Origin of the sequence: Deferribacter abyssi, assembly GCF_049472655.1 — a bacterium.
In the GTDB taxonomy this organism is placed as follows: Bacteria; Chrysiogenota; Deferribacteres; order Deferribacterales; family Deferribacteraceae; genus Deferribacter; species Deferribacter abyssi.
This window is the reverse complement of record NZ_JAQNCS010000004.1, coordinates 61,934-79,917: the sequence shown is the minus strand read 5'-3', so window position 1 is coordinate 79,917 and position 17,984 is coordinate 61,934. Positions and strand designations below refer to the sequence as shown.

Sequence of the window (17,984 nt, the reverse complement as noted above, 5' to 3'; positions counted from 1 at the left end):
AAAATGCAAATAGCAGTTATTGGGCTTGGATATGTAGGGTTACCTCTTGCCGTATCCTTTGCAAAAGAATTTGATGTAATAGGATTTGACATAAAAAAAGAAAGAATTGAAGAATTAAAAAATGGTAAAGATTCTACAGAAGAAGTCAGTAGTGAAGAATTAAAAAATATCTCAATAAGATATACAGCTAACCCTGAAGATTTAAAAAATGCAAGTTTTTATATTGTGACTGTGCCAACCCCTATAGATGAGCATAAAAACCCTGATCTAACCCCTCTTATAAAAGCATCTGAAACTATTGGCAAGTATCTTAAAAAGGGAGATTATGTGGTTTATGAATCTACCGTTTATCCTGGAGTTACAGAGGATATTTGTGTACCCATTCTTGAAAAAGAATCCGGTCTTACTTTCAAAAAAGATTTTAAGGTGGGTTACTCTCCAGAGCGGATAAATCCAGGGGACAAAATTCATACCTTTGAAAACATTGTTAAGGTTGTGTCAGGCTGTGATAAGGAAAGTTTAGATTTTATAGCTGAGATTTATGGAAAAGTTGTCAAAGCAGGTATTTTCAAAGCTGAGAGTATAAAAGTAGCTGAAGCTGCAAAAGTTATAGAAAATACACAGAGAGATTTAAACATTGCACTGATGAACGAACTCGCACTCATCTTTGATAAAATGAATATAGACACTAAAAGCGTACTTGAAGCAGCTGGAACAAAATGGAATTTTTTAAAGTTTGAACCTGGCTTAGTTGGTGGTCACTGTATTGGTGTAGATCCATATTATTTAACATTTAAAGCCCAAGAAATAGGTTATCATCCACAGATAATTTTATCAGGAAGAAAGATCAATGATTACATGGGAAAATTTATTGCAGAAAAAACTGTCAAATTATTGATTAAAGCTAATAAATTAGTAAAAAATGCAAAGGTTCTTATTTTAGGGTTTACTTTTAAAGAAAATGTACCAGATATTAGAAATACCAAAGTTATTGATATTTATTCCGAATTAATAGAATATGGCGTTAATCCTTACATATTTGATCCTATCGCTTCAACTGATGAAATCAAAGATGAATACAACATTGAAACAATTTCGAGTTTAGATGAGAAATCTCCTTATGATGGAATTATACTTGCAGTAAAACACGACTACTTTATCCAAAATCTTGATAATAACCTCATAAAGAAGCTAATCTCAAAAAACGGTGTATTTATAGATGTAAAAGGTATTATGAAAAATAAATTGGAAAAAATTGATATAACATATTGGAGACTATAATTTGTCAAAGATAATTTCTATAGGCAATATTTCTTTAGGCGGTACGGGTAAAACCCCTATGGCAATTTTTTTAGCAAATCAATTAACAAGTTTCGGTTATAAAGTCTGTGTATTGTCCAGAGGTTATAGAGGAAAAATAGGTTATGATGTTAATTTAATATCTGATGGTAAAGAAATATTTTTAACACCACCTTTGGCTGCTGATGAATCGTATATGATAGCAATAAATTGTCCAGGATGTATTGTAATCACAGGAAAAGAAAGGGTAAAGAGTTATGAGTATGCTGAAAAGAATTTTGACATTGATTTTTATCTTTTAGATGATGGGTTTCAGCATAGAAAGATGCCTAGAGATTTGGATATTGTATTACTCGATCACAAAAATCCTATTTCTACAGGATTACCTTTTCCTTTTGGTTACTTAAGAGAATTTCCCTCTGCCTTGAAAAGAGCAGATATTATTGTTTTTACCAAGGCTAATAGTTTCACAATACCTGATAAAGTCAAAAAATATATCAAAGAAAAAGATATATTTTACTCTAAGACTAAGACTAAAGAAGTCGTGTTTAGAAATGAACAGTATCCGATATCCTTTTTAAAAGGGAAAAAAGTTGTTGCCTTTTCTGGGATTGCAAAGAATAGTTCTTTTTTTAAACAACTAAGCAAATTAGGCGTAGAAATAGTATACAAAAAGGGGTATATGGATCATCATTTATATAGAGAAAAAGACATGGATTTTCTTTGTAAGTTAGGGAATAGATATAATGTGGATTTTTTAATAACTACCGAAAAAGATTATGTAAAGATTCCTGAAAAATATAAAAATAATATTGTCTATTTAAAAATAGAAATAACAATTAATGATGTGGAAAAATTTATAAATTTGATTTTTGCGAAAAACAAATATAAAAGTTAGCCCTTAGAATGGGCTAACTTTATATTATAGTTCTACAGAAAACTCAATCGTATCAAACCAAAAACCGTCATTTCTAATAGAATCAAGTTCAGCTTGAATGATATTATAATGTTTTTGTTCTACTTCAGCTAAATTTTCAAAAAATTCTCTTAATTCAGAATTTTGTGTTTTTGATGCTTTTTCTTTATAAAATTCATAAGCTTTTTTTTCATGTTCCAGTGCAATTTTTAAAGCTTCTTCATCACCGAGATCTGCTTTATCAATTTTTTGCAAGCTTGCATCACTTGTTTCAGGCATAAATTTTGAAAGTCTTCCTTTAGGTACTTCAACTTTTTCGTAAGGTTTACCTTCAAAAGTTTGTTCAATAAATTTTTCAATAAGTTCCATATGATCAATCTCATCTAGTGCTAATTGGATAAACATATTTTTGCCTGTTACAACTTTTGTTTGTTTTGCAAATTTGAGATAAGTTCTTAACCCCTCTTTTTCAGCTTCATATGCTGTTTTTAGTGCTTTTAGAATTTCTGTTGACATATTAAACCTCCTTTTTAAAATATGTTATTATAATAAACTTAATTGAATAAATAACAATAGGATCTTTCTTTTACTGTTTTGTAGTTATTGCATACTATAATATATATATTGAATTTAAGGCTAATTTAGATTATTACTAAGGTACTCGAGTTTATTAAAAAATTGGAGGTAATCATGAACCCTTTAGCGCAAGAGCTAAACGAAATTATAGCAAAAGATAATCCAGCTGTTTTAGAGATGTTGTCAAAACTAGGGAAAAACTTATTTATGCCAAAGGGGATTCTTACACAGTCGGCTGAAGCAAAAGAGAAAGCTCATAAATTCAATGCAACAATCGGTATTGCTACTGAGAATAATGGCCCTATGTATCTTGATTGCATTTATGAGCCTTTAAATACATTTGAACCTAAAGATCTCTTCCCTTATGCACCTGCTACGGGAAAACCTGAGCTTAGAAAAGCCTGGAAAGAAAAAATGGTAAAAGAAAATCCTTCTTTGCAGGGCAAATACATCGGACTACCAGTTGTTACAAATGCATTAACTCATGGGCTTAGTATTGTTGCGGATTTATTTGTAGATGAAGGTGATTATATAGTGACTCCTGATAAGTTTTGGGGAAACTATAGACTTACTTTTTCTGTTAGAAGAGGTGGTGAGATTGCTACTTTTGATACTTTTACAAAAGAGGGTAAGTTTAATGTAAATGGCTTGATAGAAAAAGTAAAAGAATGTGGTGAGGCTAGAGGTAAGGTTATTATTTTGTTGAATTTTCCTAATAACCCTTCAGGGTATATGCCTACAGTGGAAGAAGCAGAAGCTATAGCCAATGGGCTTGTTAAGCTTGCTGATAAAGGGATAAAAATTGTTGCTGTGACTGATGATGCATATTTTGGACTATTTTATGAGGATTCAATAAAAGAATCAATTTTTGGTTTACTTGCCAATAAATCTGAAAATCTTTTGGCTATTAAATTAGATGGGGCTACAAAAGAGGAGTATGTTTGGGGTTTTCGTGTGGGATTTATCACATTTGCAGCTACAACTAATGAGCCTCAAGAAGGGATGTTAACGGCATTGGAGAAAAAGGTTGCAGGTCTTATCAGAGGTACAATTTCAAACTGCCCTCATCCATCTCAAACTTTTGTATTAAGAGCAATAAGTCATCCTGATTTTGCTAAACAGAAAGCAGAGAAATATGAAATTATGAAAGCCAGGGCTTTAAAAGTTAAAGAAGTTCTGGATAGTGGAAAATATGTGGATGAATTTGAATATTATCCATTTAATTCTGGTTATTTTATGTGTTTAAAGTTGAAAAACGTGGAAGCTGAAGCATTGAGAGTACATCTTCTTGATAAATACGGTGTTGGCACAATTTCCGTAAACAAAACCGATTTAAGAATTGCGTTCAGTTGTATAGAAGTTGAGCAAGTAGAAGAATTATTTGATATTATTTATCAAGGGTGTAAGGATTTGAATAAATAAGGGGGCTTTAAGCTTCCCTTTTTTTTGTATGGGGGATAGTATGGTTGTTGATGCAAGAGGCAAAGCATGTCCAACACCTGTAATTATGACAAAGAAAGCCCTTGAAGGGATTGAAGAGGGTGTAATAACTGTTTTGGTAGATAATGTTGCGTCAAAGGAGAATGTCTCAAAGTTTGCTGCAAGCCAAGGATTTACTTACGAGGTTGATGATAAAGGAGATTATTTTGAAATTGTTATCGCAAAGGGGTATAAGTGTTCTCTTCCTCAAGACAGTGACAAAGATAAAGAAGATGTTACAACTAATCTTGTGATTCATGTAGGAAGCGACGCTATTGGTAATGGTAGTGATGAGCTTGGAAAATTATTAATGACAGGTTTTATTGAAAATATTATTAATATGGATTTTTTGCCTAAAACGGTGATTTTTGTAAATAGTGGAGTGTTTTTGACAACAAAAAATGAAAAGACAATTAATGCTTTGAAGGAATTGGAAAACAAAGGTGTAGAAATTCTAAGTTGTGGTACATGTTTGACCCATTTTAATTTGATGGATAATTTGAAGGTGGGTGAAGTTACTGACGCGTACAAAGTGATGCAGCGTTTGTTTTATGCAGATAAAATAATAAGGTTGTAGGGGTTATGATTAAGCTTACACATCTTGTAAAAGCTGCCGGGTGAGCAGCTAAAATAGGTCCGGAGGACCTAAACAAAACACTTAATGGATTAAAGTATTACCGGTCTGACAATCTTGTTGTGGGCTTTGAAACTAATGATGATGCTGGTGTGTATAAAATCAGTGATGACAAATATTTAGTTCAAACAGTGGATTTCATTACCCCGGTGGTTGATGACCCTTACATTTTCGGCAGAATTTCGGCAATTAATTCTTTAAGCGATGTTTATGCTATGGGTGGTACTCCACTTACTGCTCTTTCAATACTTATGTATAACTGTGATATTGATGCCGGTATTATCAAAGCTATGATGCAAGGTGCATGTGATGAATTATCAAAAGTTGGATGCACATTGTTGGGAGGGCATACAGTTAATGATAATGAGGTAAAACTTGGGTTTGCCGTTACTGGAATGATAAATGATGGCAAAGTATTTAAGAACTGTACGGCAAAAGTTGATAACGATATTATTTATACAAAAGCATTGGGCATAGGTGTTGTATCTACTGCCTTAAAGGGTGAAATGGCAACCATGGATGAAATTGATGAAGTTACAAAGCTTATGCTTTTATCAAATTACAAAGCTAGTATTTTGATGAAAAACTATAAAGTATCTGCCTGTACTGATGTGACAGGTTTTGGTCTTGCTGGGCATCTTTTTGAAGCAGCAAAGGGCTCGAATGTAACATTGGTGATAAACAGTAATCAAATAAATTACCTTGAATCAGCATTGCAGTATGCAAATATGGGCATAGTACCTGCAGGTGCATACTATAATAAACAGTATTTAGAGCATAGTGTGGATTATTCTGCAGTAAAAGAGGAACATAAGTTGTTACTTTTTGATCCTCAAACATCTGGTGGTTTATTAATATTCGTTGATGAAAATGAATCCGACAAGCTTTTAAACGATTTAATAAAATCAGGTTATAAAGATGCAGCAGTTATTGGTAAAGTTATAGATTTCTCCGAAAAATATGTAATTTTTAAATGAAACATGAAAGAGGAGAGATGGGGAAGTAGAGAGGTAAGAACGTTCCAACGTTAGAACGTTGAAACGTTCTAATGTTGTTTATTTTTATTTATTGGTGGCTTTTTTCCAATCAGCCAAGAATTTTTCCAAACCAATATCTGTTAAAGGATGTTTAAATAACTGTTTCAACACTTTAAAAGGGATTGTAACAATATCTACACCGTTTAAGGCGGCTTCTTGTACATGCATTGGATGACGGATACTTGCAGCAATAACTTCTGTGTCAAAATCGTAATTGATCACGATTTCTTGACATTCCAGAACAATATCAAGACCATTGTGCCCTATATCATCAAGCCTTCCTGCAAATGGACTGATATATCTTGCTCCCGCTTTGCATGCTAAAAGAGCTTGGTTTGAAGAAAAAATTAATGTCATATTGACATCTATTCCTTCTTGAGTAAGTTTATAAGTAGCTTTTAAGCCTTCTTCAGTAAATGGTATTTTTATCACTACGTTTTCATCAATTTTTGCGAGCTCTTTAGCCTCTTTTAGCATTCCATCAAAATCAGTAGCTATTACTTCAGCACTCACTGGCCCTTGGACAATGTCACAAATCTCTTTGATGGTTGATTTCAAATCTCTGTTTTCTTTTGCAATTAAGCTTGGATTCGTAGTAACTCCATCTACTATTCCATAGCTTATTGCTTCTTTTATTTCTTCAATGTTTGCTGTATCTAAAAATATTTTCATGGTTCACCTCTCTTTTCTTTTACTTTAATTATAAATTTATCCATACATTCTTTAGAACAAAAATAGAAAATTCTATTGTAATATTTTACTTTGTATGGAGTTGTTTTTTCAATATAAATACCACAAATTTCATCTTTTTCTAGGTCAACTGATTCTTCTATTTTCCCCTTTTTATTTTCGACCTGTTTTTTTCTGAACAATGTAAATGCTAGATAAACTAAAATAGCCGTAAGGAGAAATTTCAACATTATTTAATATCCTCAGGTATTATGTAAATTGTTTTTATATTGCCATCACCGTAACTCTCAGTCCTTACACCGGAAATAGATTTCAGAGCAGTATGTATTTCTTTTCTTACCATTGGTATCATTGGAGGTAGCTTTTCTACTCGTCTTGTTTTTTTTACTTTTTTAGCAAGTTCAATAGCTCTGTTTTTCAAATCTTCAATAACTCTTTTTCTGTAATTTTCTACATCAACAAATATTTTAATGTCACTTTTTTCGTCTATGTTTAAAAGGCGCTCTAGTAAAAATTGAAGAGCTTCTAATGTTTGTCCCATTTTACCAATCAATAAACTAGAATCAGGGGAATGGATGTTTAGTGTATAATTTGGATAATCTTCAATAAGCTCTATGCGAAAATCTTCAAAGCCTGCTTTTTCAAGGATTTCAGCTAAGATAACTTTTGATCTTCTCTTTAAATACTCATTATCATCAAATTTTATTTTAATTTTTGCATTTTTTTTGCCAAAACCTAAAAGCCCCTTAGAACCTTTTTCTATGATTTCAATTTCTATATATTCTCGTGGTATTTTGTGTTGTAATAAAAAATTATTTATAGCTTCATCAACTGTACTTCCTTCCACTTCATAATATCTCATGACGCTCCTCACGCAGTTTTCTTGTTAATAAAATACTGCTGAATAATAGAAAGAACATTGTTTGTAAGCCAATAAATCACAAGACCTGATGGAAAATTTAAAAATAGGAAAGTGAAAATAATTGGCATGAAAAGAAATATTTTTTGTTGGGTAGGATCTCCCGCTTGTGGTGTCATTTTTTGCTGGATAAACATTGTTATCCCCATTAAGACAGGAGTAATATAATATGGATCTTTCATTGAAAGGTCTGTAATCCATCCGAAAAAAGGAGAACCTTTTAACTCAATAGAAACAAGAAGTGCTTTATAAAGAGCAAAAAATATTGGAATTTGTATTAGCATAGGGAGACATCCACCCATTGGGTTGACTCCATATTTTTTATAAAGTTCCATCATTGCAGCATTCATTTTTTGAGGATCACCCTTAAATTTTTCTCTAATTTTCTGAATTTCTGGTTGAATTTTTTGCATTTTTTTCATCGATGTCATACTTTTTATTGTTAAAGGGTATGTGAGAAGTTTTATAAGGATAGTAAGAATGATTATGGCTATACCGTAATTGTGAACATATTTATTGAAGAAATTCATTAGATTTAACATAGGGATAGCGAGAAAAGAGAAAACTCCAAAATCTATGCTTTTTTCAAACTTATACCCTAAGCTTTTTAATAATTTATATTCTTTAGGGCCGGTGAAAAGAGCTAGCTTGAATTCTTTCTGTGCATTGGGATTTAAAGTGATATCTATTGCACCTTTAATTATGGCAGAATCTTTATATTTCGAGATAATTCCTTGCTCAAAGAAATTGGCGGCTGAAGCAAAAAGGAAGTATTTAGATGTAAAACCAATCCATAAAGGATTTTTTACAATTATATCTTCTTTAATTTTTTTAGGTTTTTGTTTATAAACCTTTTTCCCATCAAATATCAAAGGTCCTTTAAAAGTATAACGACTTTCTTCAAAACCTTCTCCTAAATCTGGACCTATTTCAATAGTCAAAGGTAATCTGATGCTTGTATTGCCAGTATTTGTTATTTTTAAAGAATAAGTTATTAAATAGTTTTTGTTATCTATTTCATAAGTTTTTGATATTACGATATCGTTCAGAAAGCTGTTAAAATTAACAGTAGTTTTATCTTTAGATTTTTTTATTGAGAAGTCAGTTTTATCAAAAGTTAAATCTTTTAACCTAAAATAATTTTCATCTCCATCTTTAAAAACAACTTTGCCAATATTTTTATCTTTATAATTTAAAATAGCTACAGAATAAATATCACCTGTATTTTTATCAAAATTAATTTCAAGATAATCTGTTTTGATAGAGACAGTCTCGATTGATTTTGTTGAAACTTGTTTAGCTCCCTTAAATGACTTGTTTTTTACAGTTTCGACAACTTTTTTTTCGTTTGATTTAACGGTTTGATTATCAGGGACAGTTTGTTGTGGAGTCGGTGCAAACATAAATTGAAAAATCATTAAAACTAGCAAGCTTAATAAAACAGCCAGTAATGTCCTTTTATCCATAAACTACAGCCTCCTCAAATTCACTTAACAGGGTCATACCCACCCTTACTAAGGGGATTGCATCTTATTATTCTCCAACAAGAAAGAATTATACCTAAAACTAAACCTTTTTTAATGATTGCTTCTTTTGTGTATTGAGAACATGTTGGGTAAAACCTACAATTTTGCCCTAAAAAAGGTGATAATAATATTTGATAAATATCAATCAGTCTGATTATGGATTTTTTGAAAAATTTGCTTAACATCATATTCTAATTCACTAAAATTTACCTTTTCTACCCCTTGTTTAGCAATTACAACTAAATGTACCTTATTTGGCAAAATATATTTGTTTAACCTGAATATTTCTCTTAAACGTCTTTTAACCTTGTTTCTGATTACTGCTTTTTTACTAATTTTTTTGCTAACGATAAAACCTACTTTTCTATTTGTTGATAATGCATAACATACATTTATCAAGTTACCTTTGATCCATTGACCATTTACAAAAACATTATCAAATTCTTTCTTTTTTCTAAGCCGCTCATATCTTTTAAAGGTAAATTTCATTCATTAAACAGTCAATCTTTTACGCCCTTTTGCTCTCCTTCTCTTTAAAACTAGTCTACCACCACGTGTTTTCATTCTTGCCCTGAATCCGTGTTTACGTTTTCTTTTAAGGTTACTTGGTTTTTTTAATGTCAACATTTGAGCCATTTATACACACCTCCATTTTTTAGAGCGCACGATTATATATATCAATATTTTATTTGTCAACACGATTGTAATCCTAACGTCACCCTGTTTTTTTGTTGCTAGCCTAATTTATATATATATCAAGCAGTTATGTACTGTTGTTTATGGAGAAACATTTTCTTCATTCTCGCAAAACATCCGGTTTTGCTCCGAGGCAAGTTCCTCTAAAACCGCCATCCATGGCGGTTTTATGGGAACTTAAACCTAGAAAATATTTTTCCATAAACAACTTCAAACAAGGTTTTACAAAAAATGGGGTGACTCCATGATTGTAATCCTGACATTACTTTTTTCTTAAAGTGTCCAACTACTTATTATGAAAAGAGTTTTGTGAGGAAAATAGTATTTATGAATTGTTGTTGATTAATATTTTAAGAAATATATAATCTGTGATTATGGAAAAGATAAAAGTTGCAGTTACAATCGGTGATCCAGCAGGTATAGGGCCTGAAATTTGTTGTAAATTAATAAACGAAGAAATACAGCTAGATGGGTGTAAAATTTTATTCGTGGGGAGTAAAAAGGTTCTTGATGAAACATTTAAAAAAGTCATACAAAGCGATCCATTAAACAATTATGAGATTGTTGAGCCTGACGATACTGTAGAATTTGAATCCATAGAGTTTGGCAAGATAAAAAAAGAGTATGGAAGATTATCCATGCTCTTTGTGGAAAAAGCCGTAAAAATGGCAATGACAGGCAGAGTGGACGCAATAGTAACATGTCCAATAAATAAAAAAGCAATACAGCTAGCAGGTTATAAATTTCCCGGTCATACTGAGTTTTTAGGTTTTCTTACAGGCTCAAAAGATTACAGTATGATGCTTGTGGGCGACAAAGTAAAAGTTGTGCTTGTAACAACCCATTTACCTATAAAACAGGTTGCAAAAAATATTGATACTGAGAAAATAAAAAAGGCAATTATAAACGCACATAATGCTGGAAAGTTTTTTGGAAAAAAAACTCCAAAAATTGCTGTATGTGGTTTGAATCCTCATGCAGGAGATGAGGGGGCCCTTGGAAATGAAGAAATAAAAATTATAAAACCTGCAATTCATGAAATGAAAAAACAAAAAATAGATGTAAACGGTCCTTATCCTGCAGACTCTTTATTTTCAAAGGTAATAAAAGGTGAGTACGACTTTGTTGTATGTATGTACCATGACCAAGGATTGATTCCTGTTAAGATGGAAAGTTTTGGTGCTGCAGTGAATGTAACACTGAATTTGCCTATTATTAGAACATCGGTGGATCATGGGACAGCTTTCGATATTGCAGGTAAGAACCTTGCTAACAATTTTAGCTTGAAAAAAGCAATAAAAGTTGCAGTGGAAATGGTGAAAAATGTTAAATCTTCTTAAAGCATACAAACTCGAATTTCAAAAAACCAAAAAATCATTAGGTCAACATTTTCTTACAAACAAGCATATTATTTCTGAGATTGTAGATAATCTAGAACTGAAACATAATGAAAATGTTGTGGAAATTGGACCAGGGTGTGGGGTTGTAACCTATGAGTTGCTGCAGAAAAATGCTAATGTCACAGTAATTGAAATAGATGAACAAGTATGTGATTTTCTTGATAGATACCTATATTTTTATCCAAATCTTAAGATTATAAACAAAGATTTCCTCGAAATAGGTAGGGTTGAGTTGCCGTATGGAAATTTAAAATTTGTGGGTAATTTACCTTATAACGTATCAGTAAAAATTTTAGAAAAATGTATAGAGTTTATCGATGATATGTGTCTTATGGTTTTTATGTTTCAAAAAGAAGTGGCCGATAGAATAATAAGTAAACCAAACTCTAAAACATACTCTTCCTTATCTATATTCTGTCAATATTACTTTGACATTAAAAAAATTAGAAATGTTTCTGGAGTAAATTTTTGGCCAAACACTAAAGTTACTTCTACCATTTTAAAATTTAGACCTATAAAAAGATATTTTGATAATGTCTCAGTAGAAAAAGATTTTTTCAAATTTGTTATGGCTGCTTTTAAAAGCAAAAGAAAAACTTTGAAAAACAATTTAAACTTTCTAAATAAAGAACAAAAAAATATTATTGATGAAATGTTAGGAGAAAAGATAAGGGGAGAACAACTTAGTCTAAATGATTTTATAAAGTTATACGAGAAGTTATATGCTTGATAATAAGTTAACCAACTATACTTTTACAGTAGTAGATACCGAAACTACAGGATTAAGCCCATACAAAGGGGCAAGACTTGTGGAAATAGGAGCAATTAAAATTTATCCTGGATTATCTATTAGATTTGATAAAGGTTTTTCTACCTTGATAAATCCAGAAAAACCAATCCCTCATGCAGCATATCAAGTTCATAAAATCAGTGATGACATTGTAGCTGATGCTCCTAAAATCCATGAAGTTTTACCTCATTTTAGTAAATATATTGAAAATACCGTTTTAGTTGCTCATAATGCATCGTTTGATTTTAAGTTTATTGATTACTTTTATAAAACTTGCAATATTTCTTGCTCTCTAATTGCTGTAGTTGATACCTTGAAGATTGCAAGAAAAGTTGTGAAAGGTTTAAAAAGTTATAGTTTAGATTCTTTGATAAACTATTTTCAAATAAATATGAGTTTTTTTGGTAGTTACAGACATAGAGCAGTTTTTGACGCCGCACATACAGCAGTAATCTTTGTAAAACTTATTGATTGCTTATTAAAAGAAAATGAAAATATTACTCTGCATGAGCTTATTTATTATTTTCATTGAGTAGAAAGCCAATCTTTTGCTTCTTGAATAGTATCGAACAGCTTTAAATTTTTTCTACCAGATAATTTTAATATCAAGCTGTAAACAGCTTTTCTCCAGCCGGTAACTCCCACCACTGCTCCGCATTTAACATAGGGTTTATTGTGTTCTGCAAAATCCTTTAATGCCATTTGTAAATCTTTACCGCCATTCAGATTTTTCACGTTTACAAGAGTATAAACACTATTCTTTTGCATCGTTCTTATTGCTTTTTTACCATCTTCAATCAGCTTATAAGCTTCCATTGGTGTTGCTTCACTAAAGTTTAAGTATATAATGATCTTACCTTTATGGGATAAAATTTCCAATCTTTCCATTTTGCGCAATCCTTCATTTAGTAACAAACAACGTTATAATATAGTGTTATAAAAATGTCAACTTTTTTAGCTGAACTAACATGTTTAAAAAATATAAATACCAACAGGTTGTTACGTTCTAAAAACAATAGACTAATCGTTTTAATATATTTTTCCTTATTACACTGATTGTTATCCTTCAATTACTAAAATTTCTTATCTCATATAGTTTATGATAAACCCTAAACCTTTTGAGATGTTCCAAAGGGGGCAAGCCTTTCTTTAAGCACCATCTTTGCAAATAAAATATTTTACATTATTATAAATAAATAGTATTTAAAAAAGCAGGAGGTGCTGCATGAAATCATATAGAAAAGAACTCTGGTTCAACACAAAAAGTAAAGTTGAGTTTATAAATATAACTAATGAAGTGCAAAAGGCAGTTGATGAAAGTGGTATTAAAGAAGGGTTATGTTTGGTCAATGCAATGCATATTACTGCAAGTGTATTTATCAATGATGATGAAAGTGGGCTTCATGAAGATTATAAAAGATGGCTTGAGGAGCTTGCTCCTCACGAACCTTTATCCCTTTATAGACACAATCTTACTGGAGAAGATAATGGAGATGCACATTTAAAAAGACAAATCATGGGAAGAGAGGTAGTAGTGGCAGTAACAAATGGTAAGCTGGATTTTGGCCCGTGGGAACAGATTTTTTATGGTGAATTTGATGGTCAAAGAAAAAAAAGAGTGCTAATAAAAATAATCGGAGAGTGAAATGATTTTACATATCACACATAATGACTTAGATGGAGCAGGATGCGGCATAATTGTAAAAAAAGCTTTACACAAAACAGATACTTACTATCTCAACTATGATGAAGTTGATGAATTTTTGATTAAAAGTTATGTGAATTATGATAAAATCATCATTACAGACGTTGTCCCCTCTAAAGATGTCTTCGATTTAATTCGTAGGGAAAGAGACGTTTTGCTGATAGATCACCACAAAACTACACTGCATTTCAGAAAATATAAAGGTGTAATTCACTCTATGGAAAAATGTGCCACACTTCTCACCTATGAATGGCTTATTAATGAAGGGTATGAGATAAGTAACTATGAGGACTTTGTAAAACTCGTTAATGACTATGATATCTGGATTCTTGATGATAGGAGAAGTTTAGATTTAAATATGCTTTTTTATCTTTATGGATTAGAGAGATTTGTTGATAGATTTTTAAAAAAACCTTCAGTGGATTTTGAAGATAAAGAGAATTTTCTTTTGGAAATTGAAAAGTGTAGACAAAAAGATTACCTGATTAGGGCTAAAGATTACATCACTATAAATAAAGATAAAGAAGGGAAGAAATTTGGTTATCTTTTTGCTGAAATGTACAATTCTGAACTTGGTCATTTTTTGATCAATGAGTTTAGTTTGGATTACGTAATAATTATCAATGCACAAAAAAAGAAAATTTCTTTGCGCTCAAGAAAAGATATAGACGTTTCTAATATAGCTAAAAAAAATGGTGGCGGAGGGCACAAAAATGCTGCAGGGTTTTCCACTGACTTTGATTTTGGCATAAACCAGTTTTTAAAAGATATAGGTGTAACATGAAAGCTGAATTTATTAAATCTGCGTTTTTTGAGAAAGATTATCCCAATACCGAATTGCCTGAAATTGCCTTTGTGGGAAGGAGTAATGTAGGTAAATCTTCTATGATTAATGCTCTCACAAACAGAAAAAAGCTAGTAAAAGTGAGCAAAAAACCAGGAAAAACGAGAGCAATAAATTTTTTTAATATTAATAATAAAATAATTTTTGTGGATTTACCAGGTTATGGTTATGCAAAGGTATCTAAAAAAGAACAAGAAAAGTGGAAGTTTATAATTGAAACTTATCTCTTAAAAAGAACACAACTTAAGTGTGTTGTGTTGATTATTGACATAAGAATTGGTCCTACAAAAGATGATATGATGATGCTGGAATGGTTGGAAGCTTATTCTGTTGATGCCATTATTGTACTAACCAAATCAGATAAATTATCAAATAATAAAATAGCAAAACAAAAGAGGGATATATCGATTAAATTAGGGGTTGACGAAAAAAAACTTGTCACTTTTTCAAGTGTTACTAAAAGGGGTCGTGATGAACTTTTACAGATTATCGAAGAAAAAGCTTTTTCTTAATGTTTCATTAGTTGTGTTTGTTGCATTTTTTTTTGTAATTACAAATATTTCTGCAAAACTGATTAAACATGAAGGTAAAGTAACCTTTTTACCCAATAGAAAAATTTTAAAATCTCTAATTAAAGACATAGAAGATGCAAAAAATAGCATTTACATTGCCATGTATATGTTTAAAACGGATGATTATAAGTTCAATTATTCTACTCTTATAGAAGAAGCTATATTTGATGCATTAAAGAAAGGTGTAAAGGTATATGCAGTCTTTGATATAGGAAAAAATGATGATATTACAACCAGATTTAATAAAGATACTGGAGAGGAATTGAGAAAAAAAGGAGCCATAGTCTGGTACGACTCTCCCGAAAGAAAGCTTCATGCAAAAGTCGTAGTAATAGACAATAAAATAGTTTACCTTGGAAGTCATAATTATACCCATAGTGCCATGAAATATAATTATGAAACAAGTGTAAGAATTGAATCATCTGAAATGGCTCAAGAAGTGATAAAATATATAAGAGGTATTAGATGATTATAGGGACTGTTGTCAATGTTATGGCTGTTGGTGTTGGTAGTATTCTAGGTGTTACAATTGGAAAGCGAATTAGGTCAGAGATTAAAGATTCTGTCATGAAAGCACTGGGGCTTGCAGTTGTTGTGTTAGGTATCAAAATGTCTTTTGAAAAACATGATTTTTTGTTGGCTCTAATTGCTATGGTTATAGGAACAGTAGTGGGAGAACTGATAAACATTGAATTGTTTTTAGAAAATATAGGAGGCTATTTTCAACAAAAATTTAGAAGTGAATCAGGAAGTTTTGTACTTGCTTTTGTTACTGCTTCAGTTCTCTTTTGTGTAGGTTCTATGACAATCATTGGAGCTATAAACGACGGTCTGAATAATGATCCCTCTGTTCTTTACATAAAAAGTTTGCTGGATGGAGTATCGTCTATTATTTTAGCTTCAACCCTAGGTATAGGTGTCCTTTTTTCTGTTGTAGTAATTTTAGTATACCAAGGTTTTTTGAGTTTATTAGCATTTAAATTCACATTTTTATTAAATGATCCAATCTATGTAAATGGTATTTCAGTGGTTGGAGGTATTATAATTTTAGGTATAGGTTTAAATATGCTAGGACTAACAAAAATTAAAACGGGAAATATGCTGCCATCCCTTTTCATTATACCGGTAATCGATTTTTTAGCAAAAATAATTGCGTAAGTTACACATTCTGACGCATAACAACTAAAAACCTTTTCTGAGTAGATATTGAAAGATTGGCCTAAAAAGGTGAAACTAAACAACTACCTAAATAGCTGGTAATAAAAAGATTGCTCCGCTACCGCTTGCAATGACAAGGACTATTTGTCATTGAAGAAGTAATAGCAACGAAGCAATCATTAAAAATTAGGCAGTACAACAACCTTCTGTTAATAATTTTAAAAATGATTCAGGTATTCTCACCGGTTTATTTTTATTTGCGTCAAAAGTTACCATCACAGTTTTTGCTACAGCAAAAACCTTGTATTCTCCATTATGTATTTTATAGTTAAAAGTAAAACTGGTATTACCAATACTTTCTACACCAATGCTAACAACAACTTTGTCAGAATAATTTATAGGGATTTTATACTCACACTCTGCTTTAACAACGAGAAAAAATAACCTTTCAGCAGTTGCTTTTGAAAAATAGTCTTTAAACAGTTTTGTTCTTGCCGTTTCTAGATAAGTAAAAAATACTGCATTGTTTACATGTCCATACGCATCCAAATCACTAAACCTTACTTCTATTTCAGTACTGAACTCCATCAGATTAAACTCCTAACAATCCTTTTTTTAAATTTTTATCAGCAGGTCTTTCACCTATGTATATTTTAAGGATTGCTTCTGCAAGCTCCTTTGATTTGATTTCAGCTATTTTTTTATTGTTATGAGTCACTATTACATTGTCATTATCTAGTATTAAATCAATTTCATCACCTCTTACAACATCAAAATTAAATACGTTTAGAAACTTAGCAACTGAATCTGAATTTACTAAATTAGGTGAAGCTTTTTCGAACCCTTCTTTAAATGCTTTTTGCATTTGTCCAGCTTTAACCTTTTTATATAGGAAATGCATTTTTATTACTTTTGGATTTTGATTTAACACTTCTTCAAAGTTTGATGTTTTCTTTTCAACATAAAGAGCACCTATATATATTTTGATAAAAAACTTTTTTCTATAGCCGGTACCATTTAAAACGAGAGTTTTGTTACCAAAATCATAAGTGTCTTGAATTGAAATACCCGAGACATTTTTTGCCTGCAACGATGTAGTAACGATTAGAAAAGAAAACAAAACTATTAATATTTTTTTCATAACATCCTCCTATCTTGATTTGTTTAACTTTCAATTTTCACATATTAGTGAAAAATAATTAATCATTTATTTTAATACTTCATAAAAAATCATTACAAGTACTTACTTCTAATTTTTCTGAGAAAACTTAGTGTTATTTTGCTTTAGAATCTTTAAAATTTTTGCCTTATAGTCAACAATATCATTTCTAAGTGAAGCAAGTTTTGCTATTTTTTCGTCAATTTTCGCAATATGTGAGTCTAAAATTTCAATTAATTTTGGCATTATTTTTTCTGGTGTTTGATGTATTTTATATATTTGAGCAAGTTCCTGCATTTCTTTTAAAGATATCCCAAGTTCTTTCAGTTTTAAAATAAACTTCAGCCTTTTAATATCATCTTTTCTATAGATTCTGATCCCGCCTTCGAGTCTCTGTGGAGGGTCCATAAGACCAATTTCTTCGTAATACCTTATGGTTCTTGTAGTGATGCCAAGCATTTCTGCAACTTCACCAATCTGAAACAATTCATCATTACTTATTTTCATCTCTTTCACCTTTACGTTAATTACCTATTATTAGTATAATTAAAACTCTGTTTTGTCAAGTAATAAAAGATGTTATT

At 31.0% G+C, this 17,984-nt stretch carries 25 protein-coding genes; 13 read left to right on the top strand and 12 right to left on the bottom strand.

Annotated features, from left to right (window positions below; all coding sequences use genetic code 11):
- The first annotated feature begins 3 nt into the window (after positions 1–3).
- Together OWK30_RS03415 and lpxK are read left to right on the top strand one after the other, a co-directional pair.
- Positions 4–1,281 (top strand): nucleotide sugar dehydrogenase, encoded by a 1,278-nt coding sequence (locus tag OWK30_RS03415; RefSeq protein WP_423323604.1) that lies wholly within the window; start codon positions 4–6, stop codon positions 1,279–1,281.
- Between the two features lies 1 nt (position 1,282).
- A complete protein-coding gene (lpxK, locus tag OWK30_RS03410; RefSeq protein ID WP_423323602.1) occupies positions 1,283–2,197 on the top strand; it encodes a tetraacyldisaccharide 4'-kinase in 915 nt (304 codons plus the stop codon).
- A gap of 24 nt (positions 2,198–2,221) precedes the next feature.
- Here lpxK and OWK30_RS03405 read toward each other — a convergent pair whose 3' ends face one another.
- Positions 2,222–2,731, bottom strand: coding sequence for a ferritin family protein (locus OWK30_RS03405; RefSeq protein WP_423323600.1), 510 nt, complete (start codon positions 2,729–2,731; stop codon positions 2,222–2,224).
- A 174-nt stretch (positions 2,732–2,905) separates the two neighbouring features.
- Here OWK30_RS03405 and OWK30_RS03400 point away from each other — a divergent pair, with 174 nt between their 5' ends.
- Genes OWK30_RS03400 through selD form a run of 3 tightly spaced genes read left to right on the top strand, consistent with a single transcriptional unit; the run spans position 2,906 to position 5,881 of the window.
- Positions 2,906–4,213, top strand: coding sequence for an aminotransferase class I/II-fold pyridoxal phosphate-dependent enzyme (locus OWK30_RS03400; RefSeq protein ID WP_423323598.1), 1,308 nt, complete (start codon positions 2,906–2,908; stop codon positions 4,211–4,213).
- Between the two features lie 40 nt (positions 4,214–4,253).
- Positions 4,254–4,847 carry a sulfurtransferase-like selenium metabolism protein YedF gene (yedF, locus tag OWK30_RS03395; RefSeq protein WP_423323597.1) on the top strand — a complete coding sequence of 198 codons (594 nt, stop codon included), beginning with the start codon at positions 4,254–4,256 and terminating at the stop codon, positions 4,845–4,847.
- A 5-nt stretch (positions 4,848–4,852) separates the two neighbouring features.
- Positions 4,853–5,881: a selenide, water dikinase SelD gene (selD, locus tag OWK30_RS03390; protein WP_423323595.1), complete on the top strand. Its 1,029-nt coding sequence runs from the start codon at positions 4,853–4,855 to the stop codon at positions 5,879–5,881.
- 84 nt (positions 5,882–5,965) lie between these two features.
- Here selD and fsa read toward each other — a convergent pair whose 3' ends face one another.
- The 7 genes from fsa to rpmH are packed head-to-tail and all read right to left on the bottom strand — an operon-like array spanning position 5,966 to position 9,703.
- Positions 5,966–6,613 (bottom strand): fructose-6-phosphate aldolase, encoded by a 648-nt coding sequence (gene fsa, locus OWK30_RS03385; RefSeq protein ID WP_423323594.1) that lies wholly within the window; start codon positions 6,611–6,613, stop codon positions 5,966–5,968.
- Positions 6,610–6,861 carry a YHS domain-containing protein gene (locus OWK30_RS03380; protein ID WP_423323592.1) on the bottom strand — a complete coding sequence of 84 codons (252 nt, stop codon included), beginning with the start codon at positions 6,859–6,861 and terminating at the stop codon, positions 6,610–6,612. The genes fsa and OWK30_RS03380 overlap by 4 nt, the downstream gene beginning before the upstream one ends.
- Positions 6,861–7,493 carry an RNA-binding cell elongation regulator Jag/EloR gene (jag, locus tag OWK30_RS03375; protein WP_423323590.1) on the bottom strand — a complete coding sequence of 211 codons (633 nt, stop codon included), beginning with the start codon at positions 7,491–7,493 and terminating at the stop codon, positions 6,861–6,863. Before jag ends, OWK30_RS03380 begins: the two co-directional genes overlap by 1 nt.
- A gap of 8 nt (positions 7,494–7,501) precedes the next feature.
- A complete protein-coding gene (gene yidC / locus OWK30_RS03370; RefSeq protein WP_423323588.1) occupies positions 7,502–9,016 on the bottom strand; it encodes a membrane protein insertase YidC in 1,515 nt (504 codons plus the stop codon).
- A 20-nt stretch (positions 9,017–9,036) separates the two neighbouring features.
- Positions 9,037–9,261, bottom strand: a complete 225-nt coding sequence (yidD, locus tag OWK30_RS03365; RefSeq protein ID WP_423323742.1) for a membrane protein insertion efficiency factor YidD — start codon at positions 9,259–9,261, stop codon at positions 9,037–9,039.
- A complete protein-coding gene (gene rnpA / locus OWK30_RS03360; RefSeq protein WP_423323586.1) occupies positions 9,218–9,565 on the bottom strand; it encodes a ribonuclease P protein component in 348 nt (115 codons plus the stop codon). The genes yidD and rnpA overlap by 44 nt, the downstream gene beginning before the upstream one ends.
- A gap of 3 nt (positions 9,566–9,568) precedes the next feature.
- On the bottom strand, positions 9,569–9,703 hold the full coding sequence (rpmH, locus tag OWK30_RS03355) for a 50S ribosomal protein L34 (protein WP_149265878.1): 135 nt from the start codon (positions 9,701–9,703) through the stop codon (positions 9,569–9,571).
- 443 nt (positions 9,704–10,146) lie between these two features.
- Between rpmH and pdxA the strand changes: the two genes are divergently transcribed.
- From pdxA to OWK30_RS03340, 3 genes are read left to right on the top strand one after another with little or no spacing between them, the layout of a single operon-like run.
- The gene (gene pdxA / locus OWK30_RS03350) at positions 10,147–11,112 is read left to right on the top strand and encodes a 4-hydroxythreonine-4-phosphate dehydrogenase PdxA (protein ID WP_423323584.1); all 966 of its coding nucleotides are present in this window, start codon (positions 10,147–10,149) and stop codon (positions 11,110–11,112) included.
- Positions 11,096–11,902: a 16S rRNA (adenine(1518)-N(6)/adenine(1519)-N(6))-dimethyltransferase RsmA gene (rsmA, locus tag OWK30_RS03345; RefSeq protein ID WP_423323583.1), complete on the top strand. Its 807-nt coding sequence runs from the start codon at positions 11,096–11,098 to the stop codon at positions 11,900–11,902. The genes pdxA and rsmA overlap by 17 nt, the downstream gene beginning before the upstream one ends.
- Positions 11,895–12,494, top strand: coding sequence for a 3'-5' exonuclease (locus tag OWK30_RS03340; RefSeq protein ID WP_423323581.1), 600 nt, complete (start codon positions 11,895–11,897; stop codon positions 12,492–12,494). The genes rsmA and OWK30_RS03340 overlap by 8 nt, the downstream gene beginning before the upstream one ends.
- Here the strand turns inward: OWK30_RS03340 and OWK30_RS03335 are convergent.
- Positions 12,488–12,850 (bottom strand): STAS/SEC14 domain-containing protein, encoded by a 363-nt coding sequence (locus OWK30_RS03335; protein WP_423323580.1) that lies wholly within the window; start codon positions 12,848–12,850, stop codon positions 12,488–12,490. The two genes, OWK30_RS03340 and OWK30_RS03335, sit on opposite strands and share 7 nt — an antisense overlap.
- A 337-nt stretch (positions 12,851–13,187) precedes the next feature.
- Here OWK30_RS03335 and OWK30_RS03330 point away from each other — a divergent pair, with 337 nt between their 5' ends.
- From OWK30_RS03330 to OWK30_RS03310, 5 genes are read left to right on the top strand one after another with little or no spacing between them, the layout of a single operon-like run.
- Positions 13,188–13,607, top strand: a complete 420-nt coding sequence (locus OWK30_RS03330) for a secondary thiamine-phosphate synthase enzyme YjbQ (RefSeq protein WP_423323578.1) — start codon at positions 13,188–13,190, stop codon at positions 13,605–13,607.
- 1 nt (position 13,608) lies between these two features.
- Positions 13,609–14,451, top strand: coding sequence for a DHH family phosphoesterase (locus tag OWK30_RS03325; RefSeq protein ID WP_423323576.1), 843 nt, complete (start codon positions 13,609–13,611; stop codon positions 14,449–14,451).
- A complete protein-coding gene (yihA, locus tag OWK30_RS03320) occupies positions 14,448–15,023 on the top strand; it encodes a ribosome biogenesis GTP-binding protein YihA/YsxC (protein ID WP_423323574.1) in 576 nt (191 codons plus the stop codon). Before OWK30_RS03325 ends, yihA begins: the two co-directional genes overlap by 4 nt.
- Positions 14,983–15,552 (top strand): phospholipase D-like domain-containing protein, encoded by a 570-nt coding sequence (locus OWK30_RS03315; protein WP_423323572.1) that lies wholly within the window; start codon positions 14,983–14,985, stop codon positions 15,550–15,552. Before yihA ends, OWK30_RS03315 begins: the two co-directional genes overlap by 41 nt.
- Positions 15,549–16,241, top strand: coding sequence for a DUF554 domain-containing protein (locus OWK30_RS03310; protein WP_423323571.1), 693 nt, complete (start codon positions 15,549–15,551; stop codon positions 16,239–16,241). The genes OWK30_RS03315 and OWK30_RS03310 overlap by 4 nt, the downstream gene beginning before the upstream one ends.
- 186 nt (positions 16,242–16,427) lie before the next feature.
- Here OWK30_RS03310 and OWK30_RS03305 read toward each other — a convergent pair whose 3' ends face one another.
- The 3 genes from OWK30_RS03305 to OWK30_RS03295 all read right to left on the bottom strand — a co-directional run bounded on the left by OWK30_RS03305 (position 16,428) and on the right by OWK30_RS03295 (position 17,907).
- Positions 16,428–16,829, bottom strand: coding sequence for an acyl-CoA thioesterase (locus OWK30_RS03305; RefSeq protein ID WP_423323569.1), 402 nt, complete (start codon positions 16,827–16,829; stop codon positions 16,428–16,430).
- A gap of 4 nt (positions 16,830–16,833) precedes the next feature.
- Positions 16,834–17,382 (bottom strand): chalcone isomerase family protein, encoded by a 549-nt coding sequence (locus tag OWK30_RS03300; RefSeq protein ID WP_423323567.1) that lies wholly within the window; start codon positions 17,380–17,382, stop codon positions 16,834–16,836.
- Positions 17,383–17,490: 108 nt separating this feature from the next.
- Positions 17,491–17,907: a helix-turn-helix domain-containing protein gene (locus OWK30_RS03295; protein WP_423323741.1), complete on the bottom strand. Its 417-nt coding sequence runs from the start codon at positions 17,905–17,907 to the stop codon at positions 17,491–17,493.
- Between the last annotated feature and the right edge of the window lie 77 nt (positions 17,908–17,984).